This is a genomic window from Candidatus Poriferisodalis sp. (assembly GCF_965203655.1).
Taxonomy (GTDB): domain Bacteria; phylum Actinomycetota; class Acidimicrobiia; order Acidimicrobiales; family Poriferisodalaceae; genus Poriferisodalis.
Genome location: NZ_CBDBDD010000009.1, coordinates 446,664 through 463,037 on the forward strand (window position 1 = coordinate 446,664; position 16,374 = coordinate 463,037).

Sequence of the window (16,374 nt, forward strand, 5' to 3'; positions counted from 1 at the left end):
GCTACGAGTCGCCTCTGCGGAACCTCGCGAAGCGACCCTTCGGTTCCTCGGGTGGCTCAGGCAACGGCGGCCATGCCTCGGCGAGCTCCTCCTGACCGGAGCGGCGCACGGCTTCGAGTTCGTCGCGGCTGTAGGGCTCTGGCCGGGGGTCGAGCGCCCGGTAGCGGGCCTCCGCGCTGGCGAAGTTGTCGTCGGTGATCAAGCCGTCGATCAGCGTGGCCGGCTCCCAGGCCTCGCGCGGGCCCAAGTAGATGTAGCCGTCGGCCACATCGCGCAGCCGCAGCGAGCTCTCCGCGCCGTCAGTCGAGCCCGTCACCTCGGTCATGGCGACGCTGCCGAGCGTGGACGCGGCCAAGTCCAGGCCGAAGCGGACCTCGGTGCTGCCCCTGCCCTCGGGCGATCGCGACACGAGTTCCTCGACTCGCTCGGTTGCCGCCGTGTCGGCGATGGTCCCGTGAAACACGACCCGTCGGCAGCCGTCGCCCATCCAGCGCCACAGGAGGTTCCCCACCGATGTCGTCGGCTTGCCGCCGGCCCATTCGATGAGCCTGGTCGTGGTGGCAGTGACGTTCATGTACACCAGCGCCCGCTCGCCCGATCGCAGTACCTCTGCAGTGAGCACGCTTGCGGCGTGGAATGCCGACATGTCGCGGAAGTGCCCGCCGAGCCACCAGTTCCGCAGGCCCTCCTCGGCGGCCGAACGGCCGTCGAGCAAAGCGGGGTCCTCCACGTAGGTGGGCAACCCCAGCGCGACCATTCGGATAGGCCTGCGGTCGGCGTCACGGCGCTGCTCGGCTCGGTTGTGCTCCCAGACGGCACGCAGGACATCGGCATATTCCTGGTAGCCGAAGCCGGCGCCGAGCAGATCGACGAACAGGTCGGCGCAGGCCCGCTCGTCCCACTCGGGTGCGTTAACCAGCGCGTCGAGCTCAGCTTGGCGGCGAGAGTTGGTGTACTCCCAGGCCAAGTTGGCGATGCCCTGGTCGGCCAGCTCGCTCAGTGCGTTGGCCAGGAACTCGAGGTGCTGGCGCACCCCGATCTGGTCGCCGAGCATCACGATCTGGTGGCGTCCGCAGATGTCGCCGAGGTACTCGGCAGGAGATTGGAGCGCGGACGTGGGCCGCTCGTCGTCGGTGGGGGCTTCGGGCGGCACCGCCCATGAGTCTGCCCGGTTTGGGGCCCGAAGCTGACAGTGGGCCAGCCGGAACCGCTAGAGCACCTGTGTCCAAGCCAGCTCTGCTGCGGCGGCTGTTGCGGTGACCGCGACCTCGAAATCGCCTGCGGTGGATCGGACATCGCGCAGACCTGGGTCGAGCGCGTACCGCCGCGCGTGCTCCACGTGCATCGCCGGCACCGGCTCGGGAAGCGGGGTGGGCGCCCGCCGTTCGTAGTCGCGTTCGAGGTAGATCCAACCGCTGGCCAGCCCGCCGAGCGGTTCGCGGTCGAGGCTGGTGGTGCACCCCAGCCGGGCGGGCGGACCCCGGTCGACGTCGAACGCGAGCGGCACTTCGAGGTCGTCGTTCAGCGCGAACACGGTGTCGAGCACGCCGTCGGCAGCCAGCGCGTAATCGCACAGCTCACCGTCGGCGGGCAGCGCCTCGTGGATCAGCACCGTGACCGCGCGGTCCGCGATGGCCTCGTACACACGGTTGGCCGCGCCCACCACCCGTCCGTCGACGACCTCGGCGTCGATGGCATCCCACACCTGGTGCGGCCGCCGCCGCACCCGCGTGAGGGCATGGGCGGTGCGTGTCAGCACGAGCGCGCGATGACCGGGCTCGACCACCTCGCTCAGCAGCACCTCGCACATGTGCTGCGACACCGGGCCGCGGTCTCGCAGGTGCGGCCACGCGTACGCGCTGCGCAGGTCGGCCGTGTCGGTGACCGCGTCGAGGTCCAAGTCGTAGTCCAGCCCCAGCACGCGCATGGGCGCAGTGCCGGCGTCGGCGAAGCGACGGTTCACCTCCCACACTGCACTCAGCACGTCGAGGTACTCGCGGTAGACGAAGTTGTGGCGAATGCCCCAGCGCAGGAGCGCCTCACGTGCGAGCACCTCGTCGAAATTGGTGCCGGAGACGACCGCGTCGAGCCGTGCCTGATCGTCGACGCAGGCGTATTCCATCGCCACGATGCCGACGCCGGCGCGGTACGCCGCGGCAACCAGGTCTTGCAGAAACAGCCCGGCGCGGCGGGTCGGCGTGTGGTGGCCCACGAAGACCACCTGATGGCGCCCGAACAGATCGCTCACGTAGGTGAGGGGGTCGCTGCCGTGGTTTCTCAACCAGTCGGCCAGCTCGTCGAGCAGGACCGGCTGGATGGGCGGCAGCTCGCGGCGGTGCCGGTACAACGCGATCCGTTCGAGCAGCGCAGGATCGCCTCGACGGTTCTCCACCTGCTCCGACAGTACCGTGTCGGGCCGTGGGAATGCGCTTGTACGACACTGCGCAGAAATCGATCGTCGAGCTCGAGCTCGACGATCACGTCGGCATGTACGTGTGCGGGATCACGCCCTACGACGCCACCCACTTGGGCCACGCTGCCACCTACCTGACCTATGACCTGCTGATCCGCCGCCTGGAAGACTTGGGCCACACGGTCACGATGGTGCGCAACTACACCGACGTGGACGACAGCATCCTGCCCAAGGCGGCCGAGCTCGGCGAGCACTACCTGTCGCTGGCCGAGCGGGAGATCAAACGCTTCGAAGCCGACATGACGGCGCTAGGGGCACGGCCGGCGGCGCACGAGCCGCGGGCCACCCGATCCATCGACGACATGATCGCCATGATCTCCAAGCTGGTCGATGCCGGGCATGGGTATGTCTCTGGCGATCGTGTCTTCTTCGACGTGAGCACGTTTCCCGAGTTCGGGAAGCTGTCGGGCTACAGCGCCGAGGAGATGACGGCGCTCGCGGCAGAGCGCGGCGGCACGCCCGATGATCCACGCCAGCGCAACCCGCTCGACTTCGTGCTGTGGCAGGCCAGCGCAGACGGCGAGCCCTCGTGGCCGTCGCCGTTCGGGCCGGGGCGACCGGGCTGGCACATCGAGTGCTCCGCCATGGGTTATGCGGCGCTGGGCGAGACCTTCGACATTCACGGGGGAGGCGGCGACCTGATCTTTCCGCACCACGAGTGCGAGATCGCCCAGAGCGAGGCCGTGCATGGTGTCCCGCTTGCCCGCTACTGGATTCATGCGGGGCTGGTCTCCTACCAGGGGCACAAGATGTCGAAGTCGCTCGGCAACCTCGTGTTCGTCTCCGAGCTGCGGTCCCTCATCGACCCGCGGGCCATACGGCTGGCACTGATGGCGCACCACTACCGCGGCGAATGGGAATGGTTCGACTCTGAAGGACTCGCCGGCCAGCGCGACCTGGACACGCTGGTGAGCGCCGCGAACGGGGCTCCGCGAGGCGACGATGCTGCCCGAGGGTCATCGGGGCTCGTTGCGGAGGTGCAGGCTGTGCTCGATGACGATCTCAACGCACCGGCGGCACACGCCGCGCTGCTCGACGCCGCGGCGACGATCGAGCGTGGCGCTGCAGGCACCGCGCTGCGCTCGGAGCTGGCCGCTGCGGCGGCGCTGTGCGGGATCGACCTGCACAGCCCTCCCGTTGCAGGCGCTCCGTGAGGCCGGGCTCGGGGCTGCTGGGATGAGGTCGGCGGGGTGAGGTCGGCGAGATGACGACACTGACCGTGGTCAACCAGAAGGGCGGGGTGGGCAAGACGACGGTCACGCTCGGTCTTGCCGAAGCGGCGTGTGCTGCGGGCCACAGCGTCCTGGTGGTGGACCTCGACCCGCAGTCCAACGCGTCGGCTGGGCTCGGTGTGTGGAATGCCTCCCTCAACATCGACAGCGTGCTCGCGGATGCTGCGCCTGCGGCGGCGCTGGCAGCCATCACCGACTCCGGGTGGCCTGACGGCGGTCCGTGCCCGCAGCTCGTACCCGGCAGCTACGCGCTCGCGAGCCGCGAGCCCCAGATGGCCGCCGACCTGGTGGGTGCCCAGGACCGGCTGCGCATAGCGATGGCTGGTGTGAGCCATGACCTCGTGTTGATCGACTGCCCACCGTCGCTCGGACTGCTGTGCATCAATGGGCTCTTCGCAGCCGATCGGGCGATGATCGTGACCGAGCCCGCCGCGTGGGCCGCAGACGGCGTCGACCTGATGCGGTCGACGATCACCCGGGTTGCCCAGCGCCAGGGCACGCCGACCGTCGCCGGCGTTGTGCTGAACCGCATGGGACGCACTCGCGACAACGCGTACTGGGCGCAGCAGCTCGCGGAGCGCTTCGGCAGCGAGCTGCTGCCGCCGATTCCCCAGCGGGCCGCGATCGCCGAGGCCTCCGGTCAGTCGCTGCCGCTGCGGGCACTGGGACGCCGGCCGGGTGCCCCCGAAGCGGTGGCGGCATTCGACGGGCTGTGGGCCGATCTCGAGCGCCGGCTGGGCTGAGGCGCCCCACTACCCTCGGATTCAGCGAAGTTTCAGCATGGCCAACTACGACCCCAACCGACCCCGGCCGAGCATCGATGCGGCGGCAGCGCTGCCGGGTGACGCACTCCGAGGTGACGACCCCGAGACACCGGCCGCGACGCCGGCCGACGGTGCCGAGCACGACGCCGATCCGGCGCCCGCGCCCGCGTCGCAGCTGTTGCCGCGACAGGCCGAGCCGGTCGACCGGCGGCAGCTAGCGGCGTTCGGGGGTGCCGTGGCCGTCGGGTGGCTGGTGGCGGCTGCGCTCGCATGGTGGCTGTGGCGGCGCTGGCGACGGCGCCCCTGAACCATCCGCGCCCGTCGTGACAAGATCAGCCACGCTGTGAATGTGGATGCCCACGCCGGCGGCGTCACTGCCGGCATCGCCCGCGACGTCGAGATTCCGCGAAGCTTGAGCCCCTCGGGCGCGTCCACATTCCGGCAGTGCGCACGGCGCTGGAAGTTCCGCTACATCGACAAGCGGCCCGATCCGCCGGGCGCGCCAGCGCTGCGCGGCACCTTCGTGCATCACGTCCTGGAGGAGCTGCTGGCGGTGGCACCGGCGCAACGCACGCTCGAACGAGCTCGGGCCATCTGCCGCGACCTGTGGCCGGCGCTGGCGGGCAACGCCGACTTCGAAGCGCTGGAGCTGTCGGCCGACGACGAACGCGCCTTCCGGTGGAACGCCTGGCGGGACATCGAGGGGTTCTTCGAGCTGGTCGATCCCACCGGTGTCGATGTGGTCGACCGCGAGCGCGATCTGGTCGCCACGCTTGATGGCGTGCCGTTCCGCGGCATCGTCGATCTCGTGGACCGAGCGCCCGACGGTCTGCGGATCACCGACTACAAGACCGGTCGACCGCCGGGAGCTCGCTACCTCGACAGCCGGCTCACACAGGTCTGGCTGTATGCGGCGGCGGCTGCCGCACTCGGCGACGACGTGAGCGAGGTGCGGCTGCTGTACCTCGGCGAGACCGGCAACGGGCGCGACACCCGCGAGCCCATCGAGATTGCTCGCCCGTTCGATCCCGACGCCGTGCACGCTGCGGTCGACGAGCATCGCGTCACCTGGGACCGCATCGCCGATGCGGTGGGCAGCGGCCAGTTCGAACCGACCACCGGTCCGCTGTGCAGCTGGTGCCCCTACCAAGACGACTGCCCCGAAGGCCGGGCCGAGCACCAGCGGAGGAACGGGCTGGCTGCTTGAGCCAGCCCGCATCAGACACAGCTGGTTGCGTGAGCGTTGCCGCACCAGACACGGCTGGCTGCGTGAGCGAGACTGCGCGAGTTGCGGCCATGCTGTAGGTCGATTCGCCGAGCCACGGAGCACCAAGATGGAGTACGAGCAGATCACCGTCACCGACGATGGCGACGTGAGGGTCATCACGTTGAACCGGCCCGAGAAGCTGAATGCGTGGACGCCGCGCATGCAGGCGGAGATGACCCACGCAGTGCTGGCAGGCAACAACGACCCGTCAGTCGGCGCGTTCGTCGTGACCGGCGCTGGCCGAGGCTTCTGCGCCGGGGCGGATATCGCGGAGGTCTTCGCCGCCCGCATCGCAGACGCCGACGAAACAGGCGCCAGCGTGGGCGAGGCGGCGGCCGGCGACGACAGCGCTGCTGATGACTGGGTGGACCTGGTACGCAATTCCAAGCCGCTCGTTGCCGCCATCAACGGTGCCTCGATCGGCGTGGGCCTGACGATGGTGCTCTCGATGGACCGCCTGATCGCCCACAGCGAGGCCAAGATCTCGTGCCGGTTCGTGAAGATGGGCGTGACACCCGAGCTGGCCTCCTCTCACATGCTGGTGCAGCGCTGTGGATGGGGTGCGGCCACCGACCTGGCCCTCTCGGGTCGCATCGTGACCGGCGCTGAAGCCGGCGAGATGGGCCTGGTGGACGAGGTCACCGACGGCGACGTGCTGGAAGTGGCACTTGCCCGCGCCCGCAGCTACGCAGAGAACCCGCCCACCATGGTGCAGCTGACCAAGCAGCTGCTCACCGCAAACGGCTCGGACACCGACTTGGGGGCCGTGCAGCGCCGTGAGATGGAGGCCCTGAATGTCGCGCGCGCCTCGGATGATCACCGTGAAGCAGTCGCCGCATTCCTGGAGAAGCGCGCTCCCAAGTTCCGCTGATCCCGACGTGGCACCCATCGCCCCGGCACGCCTGCCGGGGAGGGTGTGCTGAGCCGCCATGCCTGAGTTGCCCGAGGTCGAGGTCGTCCGGCGGCAGCTTGCAGGGCCGCTCGTGGGACGCCAGATCGTCGAGGCGTGGGCTCACCCGTCGCGCAAGTTCGCTTCCGGCGCCGATGCGATCGGCAGCGAGATCGAGGTGCTCCGGCGTCGGGGCAAGTACCTGATCGCAGAGCTCGACTGCGGGCGCGAGCTGGTCATCCATCTCGGCATGACAGGCCGGCTGTGTTTCGCGACGACTGCATCAGTGCGCGATGCGCCCCCGACGCCCGCGGTCCAGCCTCGTGACGGGCCCGCGACCGAGGTCATGGACGCTGCTGAGGTCACGCTCGCCGATCCCTACGTGCGGGCCTGGTGGCGCCTCGACAACGGTGACGTGCTGTGCCTGCACGACGTGCGACGGTTCGGCCGGATTGCCGTGTGCGACCGCGGCAACTACAGCGAGTTGCCGACGCTCGCCGCCATGGGTCCCGAGCCGCTGGAGGGTGACCTGGATGCAGGCGCGTTCTGGCGGGCGAGCAGGCGGTCCAGCCAGCGCATCAAGACGCAGTTGCTGAACCAGCGGCTGATCGCCGGGGTCGGCAACATCTACGCCGACGAAGCCTTGTTCCTGGCCGGGATCAACCCGTCGGCTCGCTCGATCTCGAAGCCGCGAGCTGAACGGCTGCTCGCGGCGCTGCGCGATGTGCTGGTGGCCAGCATCGAGCGTGGCGGCAGCACGCTGCGCGACTACTACAGCCTCGAAGGAGCGGGCGACAATCAGAAGTACTTCGTCTGCTACGGCCGCGCCGGGGAGCCGTGCGTTCGCTGCGGCACCGAATTGCGCCGCCGCGTGCTCGACCAGCGGTCCAGCACGTGGTGCCCAACCTGCCAGCAGAGGTGACGCGGCAACGGGCTCGCTGGGGCGGGGCATACTTGCAGCACACCCAACAACGAAATGAGCGGGGGTTCGGGTGGACAACGAGTTGTGGCGCTGGGTCTGGGTCATCACGGCGCTGGTGATGGGCCTCGGCGAGATTTTCACCGCAGGATTCTTCCTGCTGCCGTTCGCCATCGGCGCGGCCTTGGCGGCCATGGCGGCGTGGCTGGACTTCCACGGCGGGGTCCAGTGGCTCCTGTTCTTCGGCGGCACCGCCGTGTCGTTGCTGATCCTGCGTCGTTTCATGGGACGTCAAGACCGACCCGATGATCTGCCAGTGGGCGCGAATCGCTACATCGGCTTGCCGGCACGCGTCATCGAGACGATCGACATCGTTGAGAACACCGGGCGCGTTCGAGTGGAGTCCGACGAATGGCGAGCGGTCGCCGAGACAGGGCCTATCGAGGAGGGATCGGTGGTTCGCGTGACCGCGCTGCGCGGTACGAAGCTGCTCGTCGAGTTCGTGGAACCGCCGCCACCCGACTACGTGCCTCACCATTCGCCGCCCGCAGCAGTTGCTGCGGCAGAGCCGGCACAGGAATCCGCCGAGGGCGATGCTGACGCCGATGAAGGCGAGCAGGCCCCCGATACCGAAGCCCCAAGGAGCGAATGATGAACAGCATTGACCCCGCAGTGATCCTGCTGGTTGTCATCGCAGCGGCGATCTTCGTCGTCGCCGCGACCGGCCTACGCATCGTGCGCCCGTTCGAGCAGGGACTCATCGAGTTCTTGGGCAAGTACCGCACGACGGTCGAGCCGGGCCTGCGATTCGTTATCCCGTTCGTGCAGCGGATTCTGAAGGTGGACATGCGCGAGCAGGTCGTGGATGTGCCGCCGCAGGAGGTCATCACCAAGGACAACGTGGCGGTAACCGTCGATGCCGTCATCTACTACGAGCCGACCGATCCGGTGAAGCTGAAGTACGCGGTGGGCAACTTCATCATCGCCGTGACCAAGCTGGCCCAGACCAACCTCCGCAACGTGGTCGGCGACCTGCAGCTCGACGAAGCGCTGGTGTCGCGCGAGATCATCAACTCCAAGCTGCGCCAGATTCTCGACGACGCGACCGACAAGTGGGGCACCCGGGTGGTGCGCGTCGAGATCCAGCGCATCGAGCCGCCGCCCGACGTCACCCAGGCCATGCATCGCCAGATGAAGGCTGAGCGCGACCGGCGCGCGGTGGTCACCGAGGCCGAGGGCGAGAAGACGGCTGCGATCCTGCAGGCCGAAGGCGTCAAGCAGTCCCAGATCCTGCGAGCTGAGGGCGAGGCGGAGGCCATCAAGCGGGTGGCAGATGCCGACAAGTACCAGAAGCTGACCGTTGCCGAGGGTGAGGGCCAGGCCATCGAGCGGGTGTTCGCGGCGATTCACAACGGCGACCCCACCGACGACCTGATCGCCATCAAGTACCTCGAAGCATTGCAAGGCGTGGCGGACGGCCAGGCCACCAAGATCTTCCTGCCGCTCGACACCAGCGGCGTGCTCGGTGCCGTCGCCGCAATGGGCGAGATGTTCCGCGAGCGCACCACCGATGCCGCTTCCCCGATTGGGGCCGCCGAGGAGTAGTCGTTGCCCGATCGGACAGCGACAACACGGACGGCTGGCTGGGGTTTGTTCCCCGATGACACTGCAGGATGAGCTGGACGCGGAGTCGGCAGTGCTGCACTACGTCGTTGTCGACATCGAGACCGTGCCGCAGGTTGGAATCGGGCCTGCGCAGGACATCCGCGAGATCGGCGCGTGTCGTGTCGAAGTGCTTCCGGATGGCAGACACTCGGTGGCGGCGCGCCCGTTCCATCGGCTGATTCGCAGTGAGGTCGTGAGCCCGGTCACGGGTTCGAGATACTCACCGTCACCGTCTGCAGCGGCTGCCGATGCGGAATCCGACACTGGGCTGGTTGCCTGCCGCGATGCGCTCGGCGACCTTGTGGACTTTTGCGCCGGGACGCCGGTCGTGGCCCATAACGGGCGGCTGCACGACTTCGCCGTGCTCGAAGATGCCTGCCGCCGTCACGACGTGCCGACACTGCATGATGACCGCCTCGACAGCCTGGATTTGGCACATGTCGCTGCCCCACGCATTGGCAGCGAGTTGCGGCCCAATGCGGACGGCTCAATACCGCCCGCTAGTCGCAGCCTCGACGACCTCGCAGCGTGGCTCGGTGTCGCGGATCGTCGTCGTGAGCGGCATCGCGCCGTGCCAGATGCGGAACTGACGGTGCTGCTGATCGAGCGGATGCTGAAGATGATCTCCAGTACCGAACCGGTACGGCAGCTGCAACGGCGGATTCTCCATGCGGGGTGCCATCCGTGGGCGCGCTTTCTTGAGCATCCGCTGGTTGATGTGTCCTTGATCGATTGCCTCAGACTCGACACGGCGCAACTGAGTGCTCAGGATGGCTCGCCAAACGATGATGTCCCGGGTCTTGGGCACCGCAGCGTCGAGAGGTCCAGCACGGCCGCTCAGCCCGTTGCGCAGCTTGACGAGGCCTCGGTGCTCGCTCCGCTGAGTCCGGGCGGAGCGCTCGTCACTGGGGAGGGACGCGTTTTTCGGGACCAGCAGCGCAAAATGGCCGCTGCTGTACTCGCCGCTCTTGCTGACAGTTCTCGCGGCAGTGGCGACGGCGGGGTTGCGCCAACCGGACGATTGGCAGTCGAAGCGCCGACTGGGACTGGCAAGACACTGGCCTACTTGGTTCCTGCCGCCGCGTGCGCCCGAGCCCGCCGTCGCCCTGTCGCGATCGCCACGCATTCCAAGGTGCTTCAGGACCAGCTCCTCACCGACATCGAGATCTATCGCAGAACCGTCGGCGACATCCGCTGGGTGCTGCTCAAGGGCATCGCCAACTACGTCTCGGTGGGTTACCTCGATGCGGCTATCGAAGCAGGCTCCGAAGAACCCGTTGAATCGCTCGTCCTTGCGGTTCTCGCGGGCTGGGCCGCTCAGACGGCCACCGGCGACTGGGACGATCTCAGCATCGCTCAGATCGAAGCTGCGTGGCCGCAGGTTAGAGAACTCAGAGCGCGGCTGAGCGTAGACGAGCTACGGGACTTCGCCACCGACGAAGCGGACCGCTTGTGCTTTTATCGACGAGCACTGAACAGCATTTCCTCGACAGACATCGTGGTTGCCAACCACGCCGTGCTGGTGACGCTCGATCGACTCTTCGAAGAAGTCAGTCACCTCATCATCGATGAGGGCCACAACCTCGAAGATGCCGCGACGAGCGCGCTGACCGAGGAAACCGGAGCATCGGCGCTCTCGGCGCTGTTCGACTGCGTCGCGCATGCCCGCGGTGGCGGCGGTGTGCTGCGGCGCTACGCCGTTGCCTGCGGCGACAACCCGCCGGGCGGACAAATCGACGCAGCACTTGAGTCGCTGGACCGATGCCGCGAGGCGATTGCAGAGCTGGACACTCGGGTCGTCGACTATGTGAGAGGGCGAACCGAGGTCACGGTTGCCCAGGCTGCCAGCTTCGGTGTCTCATATCGACTGAGGCCCGGCTTCGATACCCGCAGGGCCGAGTTCGCGCCAGCGCGCCGCGCCGCACAGGCGCTTTGCGAACATCTGCGACATCTCAGCGGTTGCTTGGCCTTGGGCCCGCCTGCATCTGCGCAGGGAACCCGACATTGGCGACACATTGAGTCAGAGCTAGGCCGAATCAGTCGTGATGCTCGGGCGGCGGCCGATGTCGTCGCCGAGACCATGTCAGCGCGCGATGACGAAAACTGGATCAGCATTGTCGATCTGTTTTGCCGGACATCTGCGGGCGGCGATGGGACGACATGGGAGTGGCAGCTGCGACGAGTGCCGCTGTCAGTCGCCGATCGGCTCAAGGCCAAGTGGATGGAGCTGGCTTCGGTTGTCCTGACGTCAGCGACACTGCGGGTAAACGGTGAATTTGGTCACGTGCTCGAGAGGGTCGGACTATCGGACGCACTGCGACTTTGCTTGCCGACACCGTTCGAAGATCTCTCGACCAATGAGCTCGTGGTGCTTCCACGCCATCTGCCAGTCCCTCGCGGGGGCCTGATGCCAGAGTTCACCAAGGCCGAGGCCGATGAACTCGCCCGCCTGATCCTTGTGGCACGTGGCCGAACGCTCGCACTGTTTACGGCGACAGCGCGTATGGCACACGCCCGAGACTTCCTCTGGCGCGTGCCCGAACTTCGAACGGACGGGCTCGGTGTCATGTGCCAGGGCGATGCGCCGTCAGGCGAACTCGTTGATCGGATGCGGGCCGATAATTCGTCGAGCCTGCTCGCTACTCGCTCGTTCTGGGAGGGCATCAGCGTGCCCGGCGAGGCGTTGAGCCTCTTGGTCATCGAGAAACTGCCCTTTGCTCCGCTCGGAGATCCCGTGGTGGCAGCACGGATGCACGAGATCGAGCGCCGAGGGGAGGACGCCTTCACGCGCTATCTGGTGCCCGAAGCCGCTCTGCGCTTTACACAAGCGGTCGGTCGGTTGATTCGAACCGAGACTGATCGTGGCGTGTGTGTCGTGCTGGACAAGCGGATTCGGGGCAGTGCGCCGTACGCCAGCGTTTTTCTCGATTCGCTGCCCGGCCCTCCCTCCATCCAGCGGCCCTCAACGGAGCGGGAGGCGTATGCGGCCGTGGCTCAGCACTTGGGCCTTCCTTTGAGCGCGACGGTCCAACATCGGCTGGAGGGGCTGCCCTCCTCGGATCCATGGCGCGAACTCGAAGGGCTCACGGACAAGCACGAAGAGGCAGCAGGCACAGGACGTGTCGACGAGCTACTGGAACGAGCTCGCAATCTGCTCGGATTCGATGAGTGGCGTCCGGGCCAGCTGGACGTGATGCGCAGCTTCGCTCGAGGCGATGACACCCTTGCGGTGATGCCCACCGGAGCGGGCAAGTCGCTCACCTACCAATTGCCTGCCATGTTGCGCCGAGGTCTGACGTTGGTGGTGTCTCCTCTGGTGGCGCTCATGCGAGATCAGGTCGAGGGATTGCGCGAACGAGGATTGACGCGTGTAGCTGAACTCCGCTCTGGCCAGACACAGAGCGAGCAGGCCGAAGTGCTTCGTCGTGCCCGCAATGGGGCCTACAAGTTGCTGTACGTGTCCCCGGAGCGCCTGTGGTCGAGTCGTCTGAGGCAGGCCTTGGCCGACGTCGAAGTCTCGGCGGTGGCCATCGACGAGGCGCATTGCATTTCCCAGTGGGGGCATAGCTTCCGCCCCGAGTACCGGACCATCGCACAGGCGGTAGGCGAACTGTCGTCGGGCGTCCGTCCCCCAATCTTGGCAGTGACCGCGACTGGCACTCGAGAGGTCACTGGCGACATCGTCGCGAGCCTCAGGATGCGTGCTGCACCGGTCACCGTGGAGCTGGACCCCAACCGAGCCGAGCTCTGCTACTACGTCGAAGACTGCGACTCGTTCGACGAGCGCGATGTCGCAGTCATGCGGATCGCCGAGGCCTTCCGGCATCGAGCGATGATCGTGTATGTGCCCAGTCGAGCGACTGCCGCACGCTTGTCCGAGCTGCTGCGGCTCGACGGCCATACTGCGCGGCCGTATCACGGCGGCATGACGTCGGCACAACGCGTGCACACCGAAGAGGCCTTCCGATCTGGCGAGATTGACGTGGTCGTTGGCACGAACGCGTTCGGCTTGGGCATCGACAAGCCCGATGTGGAGGTGGTCGTTCACTTCGAAATGCCTGCCTCAATCGAGGGCTACGTTCAGGAAGTGGGGCGCGCGGCGCGTGGCGCCGCCGATGGCAGTGGGTCCGGTGTCGGTCACTGCATCCTGCTGAGGACGCCCGGTGACTGCGGTGTCCATGAGTCGTTCATCAGAGACGCAACTCCCAGTCTTGATGCGGTCATGCAGCACTGGCAATCGCTCGTGATTGCCAGTGAGCGGATGGACGCGCCGGTTGCGCTCGAGGGGCTCGCTGGCACTCGCTCCGCTGCGAAAGACCGCGACCGCGAACATCTCGAACTCGCCGCGCACTTGCTGGCCGAGCAGGGATGCGTCGAGCGCATCGAAGACATGATCGAGGAGGGCATCGTCCGGGTCCTTCCCGGTGCGGCTCGGCACCCGAGTGCTGAAGGCGGCGAAGGGCCGCTCAGTGCCGACGCGTGTGAGGTCCTGGAGTCGCTCAGCGGTATTGATGAGCGAGCATTCGGCATTCGCTTGTGGGCATCGGAGTTGGGTTGGACATCGCCGCGTCGACTCGAACGCGCACTTGTCGAGCTCAGCTATGCCGAGGCTGTCGACCTGTCGGCGTGGCAGGTCTCGTCGATGTGGCGCCGAGTACCTGGCAAGACCCCCGATTTTGCTGCCATCGACGAAGCGCTCGAACAGCGCAGGAGTGCAGTTCGCAAGCTCAGCGACAGCGCGAAGCGATATCGCGACAGCAACCGGATCTGCCGCCGTCGGATCCTGCTCGACTACCTCGGCGTCAACCCAGCGCCGAGCTGCGCGGCCTGCGACGTCTGCAGATGCGATCTGGAGCGGCCGTGGGAGCAGGTAGCGATCTCGCGCGAACATCTCGACGAAGCCCTCAACGCTGAAAGCGTGATATTTGAGATCGCCGCCGAGGTGCCCCCCGGGGATCGGAACCGGCGACCGCCGTCCCGGGTGAACATCGAGCGGTGTCTCGCCGGCGAATCCGGCGACGGCACTCGCAGTGAGTTGTCACTGCCATTGCGCACGCACCGGCTGTACGGTCGGTTGGCTGCCTTGGGCCAGCGTGGCGTCCGGCGCGAAGTCGACCGTCTGCTTCGCGAGGGCAAATTGCGCGTCGAACGTGTCGAAAGTCAAGGCACCAGCTGGGAGACACTGCGCTTGATGGCGTAGATAGCCACAAGCCCATCAGGAGTGCTCGCGCGCTTGAGTTCGGCGCTGCCCGTACCGGTCGCAACGGCAGCCGAGACCTCCTTGCCTCGAACTTCACGGCTACCGTGAACGCCCTGCATGGCTTTCCTGCTCCCTGCGAATCTCGTCAACAATATGGAAGTGCCGGCGCCGCTACGGCAAGCCGCCCAAGCGTTCCGGGATTGGTTGCCGGAGCAGGTCACAGTGACGCTCCATACGGACGCGGAGTCACGACCGGCGGCTGACGACGTGCCGTCAGCTGGTTCCCGGGACGGCAAGAGCAGGCCCTACTTGGTCGTCTTGCATCCGGCTCTTGGCGTTGTGTTCTTGGATTTCGTCCCAGGGAGCACGGTTCGCGCCTTGGGGACCAGTCGCCGCTCGCGTGCTGTCCTTCGGCGCTTCGCCGAGGAGACACGTGAACATCTGGGCCAGCAGTCCGATGAGGTCCGCGGGCGGCTTGCCGCCCAAGGCTTGACCGACGAGAGCGTGCCGGTCGCACTCGCCGTGGCAGCACCGAGGCTGACGCGCGCGAGGGCGCTCGCGGGCGGCCGAGCCGACGTGGACCAGTTCCTGCTGCAGGACGACCTCACGTCCGCGTCGATTGAAGCTGCGTTGCGGCGCGTGATTGCCCAAGCTCACGGCGGCCGACTGCACCTGGGCGCGACCCTCAGCGCCGCAGACGAGCGCCGCGTTCGAGCGGCCATCAATCCTCAGCTGATCGTGCACCGTGAGACGCCGCCCGAGCAGGGTCAGCTCGTGTTTCGACCACCGGACGGCGGCGAGGACGTTGTCGGAGTGCTGGATCGACGTCAAGAGCGTCTTGCCGATCACCTCGGCAGCGGTTACCGAGTCATCAAGGGCGTAGCGGGTTCCGGCAAGACTCTTGTGCTCACCTTTCGAGCACGGCATCTTGCCCGCCATCACCCGCGCTGGCGCATCTTGCTGACGTGCTTCAACCGGCCGCTCGCATCGTCGTTGGCACGTCAGCTCGATGGCCTTCCTCGAGTCGAAGTTCGCACCGTCGACGGCATGGCAAACCAGATCTGTACGGCACTTGGGATTCGGACGGACCACTTGGGCAACGAGAAGTACGACCGCCGAATTCGAGAGGTGCTGCAAGCGATTGAAGCCAGTCGCGTGCCGGAGCACTTTCGCTACGACGCTGTCTTGATCGACGAGGCTCAAGACCTCGACAAGAGCCGGACCCAGATGCTCTTCGGACTCTTGAAGCAGCCATGGAACGATTTCGTAGTTGCTCTCGACTCGGCGCAGAACCTGTATCGGCGCCAGCCGGGGCTCCCACCCCCCGCTCAACACCCTCCGGATTCGACGGATACGACCGAGATCAGCGGCCGTGGCCGGACCGAGATACTGCGCTTGAACTACCGAAACACCTACCAAGTCCTCAAGTTCGCTGACGACTTCTTGCGTGCAGACGGTTTGCTCGAGAGCGGCGATCTGGAAGATCCGGCGACCTACATCCCGCCTGAGGCCGCAGAACGGACGGGTCCCGAGCCTGATGTACGTCCATTCTCCTCGAGCGACGCCGGCTATCAGGCCATCTGCACAGCCCTGCGCCGGTCGCACGACGAGGGCCTCCGCTGGTCAGACATGTCGGTGCTTGCCGGCAATTGGGATGCGCTCAATGACTTCGAGCGTTTAGCTCGGGAGCAGCGAATCCCTACCTTCAAGCTCGCGGACCTCGACAATCGCGGCAGCGAACCCGAGGACGGCGTGCGCCTGTCGACGCTGCAGCACGCCAAGGGTCTCGAGTTCGCTCGGGTGTACATCATCGGTGTGGATGACATCAGAGGCGGCCCCGACGCTGACGTCACCCTGCAACGTCGTTTGCTGTATGTAGGCATGACCCGCGCCACCGATGTACTCAAGATCGCAGTTTCTGGCAGCGGTGCCATCGTCGAGTCGCTCTTGGAAGCCCGCTGAGTT

General features: G+C 66.8%; 12 protein-coding genes. 10 read left to right on the top strand and 2 right to left on the bottom strand.

Going from position 1 to position 16,374, the window contains the following annotated elements; all coding sequences use genetic code 11:
* Nucleotide 1: 1 nt before the first annotated feature.
* Nucleotides 2-1,153: a hypothetical protein gene (locus ACOGW9_RS13415; protein ID WP_419912055.1), complete on the bottom strand. Its 1,152-nt coding sequence runs from the start codon at nt 1,151-1,153 to the stop codon at nt 2-4.
* Nucleotides 1,154-1,210: 57 nt separating this feature from the next.
* Nucleotides 1,211-2,392: a hypothetical protein gene (locus ACOGW9_RS13420; protein WP_419912057.1), complete on the bottom strand. Its 1,182-nt coding sequence runs from the start codon at nt 2,390-2,392 to the stop codon at nt 1,211-1,213.
* 32 nt (nt 2,393-2,424) lie between these two features.
* Here ACOGW9_RS13420 and cysS point away from each other — a divergent pair, with 32 nt between their 5' ends.
* From cysS to ACOGW9_RS13470, 10 genes are all read left to right on the top strand, one after another.
* Nucleotides 2,425-3,627, top strand: a complete 1,203-nt coding sequence (gene cysS / locus ACOGW9_RS13425; protein ID WP_419913085.1) for a cysteine--tRNA ligase — start codon at nt 2,425-2,427, stop codon at nt 3,625-3,627.
* A gap of 50 nt (nt 3,628-3,677) precedes the next feature.
* The gene (locus ACOGW9_RS13430) at nt 3,678-4,448 is read left to right on the top strand and encodes a ParA family protein (RefSeq protein WP_419912059.1); all 771 of its coding nucleotides are present in this window, start codon (nt 3,678-3,680) and stop codon (nt 4,446-4,448) included.
* 37 nt (nt 4,449-4,485) lie between these two features.
* The gene (locus ACOGW9_RS13435) at nt 4,486-4,776 is read left to right on the top strand and encodes a hypothetical protein (RefSeq protein ID WP_419912061.1); all 291 of its coding nucleotides are present in this window, start codon (nt 4,486-4,488) and stop codon (nt 4,774-4,776) included.
* Nucleotides 4,777-4,818: 42 nt separating this feature from the next.
* A complete protein-coding gene (locus tag ACOGW9_RS13440; protein ID WP_419912063.1) occupies nt 4,819-5,676 on the top strand; it encodes a RecB family exonuclease in 858 nt (285 codons plus the stop codon).
* Nucleotides 5,677-5,803: 127 nt separating this feature from the next.
* Nucleotides 5,804-6,607 carry an enoyl-CoA hydratase/isomerase family protein gene (locus tag ACOGW9_RS13445; RefSeq protein ID WP_419912065.1) on the top strand — a complete coding sequence of 268 codons (804 nt, stop codon included), beginning with the start codon at nt 5,804-5,806 and terminating at the stop codon, nt 6,605-6,607.
* A 58-nt stretch (nt 6,608-6,665) separates the two neighbouring features.
* Nucleotides 6,666-7,547: a bifunctional DNA-formamidopyrimidine glycosylase/DNA-(apurinic or apyrimidinic site) lyase gene (mutM, locus tag ACOGW9_RS13450; protein WP_419912067.1), complete on the top strand. Its 882-nt coding sequence runs from the start codon at nt 6,666-6,668 to the stop codon at nt 7,545-7,547.
* 70 nt (nt 7,548-7,617) lie between these two features.
* A complete protein-coding gene (locus ACOGW9_RS13455; RefSeq protein WP_419912069.1) occupies nt 7,618-8,196 on the top strand; it encodes an NfeD family protein in 579 nt (192 codons plus the stop codon).
* The gene (locus tag ACOGW9_RS13460; RefSeq protein WP_419912071.1) at nt 8,196-9,149 is read left to right on the top strand and encodes an SPFH domain-containing protein; all 954 of its coding nucleotides are present in this window, start codon (nt 8,196-8,198) and stop codon (nt 9,147-9,149) included. Before ACOGW9_RS13455 ends, ACOGW9_RS13460 begins: the two co-directional genes overlap by 1 nt.
* Before the next feature lie 55 nt (nt 9,150-9,204).
* Nucleotides 9,205-14,409 carry a RecQ family ATP-dependent DNA helicase gene (locus ACOGW9_RS13465; protein ID WP_419912073.1) on the top strand — a complete coding sequence of 1,735 codons (5,205 nt, stop codon included), beginning with the start codon at nt 9,205-9,207 and terminating at the stop codon, nt 14,407-14,409.
* Between the two features lie 378 nt (nt 14,410-14,787).
* The gene (locus ACOGW9_RS13470) at nt 14,788-16,371 is read left to right on the top strand and encodes a DEAD/DEAH box helicase (protein WP_419912075.1); all 1,584 of its coding nucleotides are present in this window, start codon (nt 14,788-14,790) and stop codon (nt 16,369-16,371) included.
* The last annotated feature ends 3 nt before the right edge of the window (nt 16,372-16,374 follow it).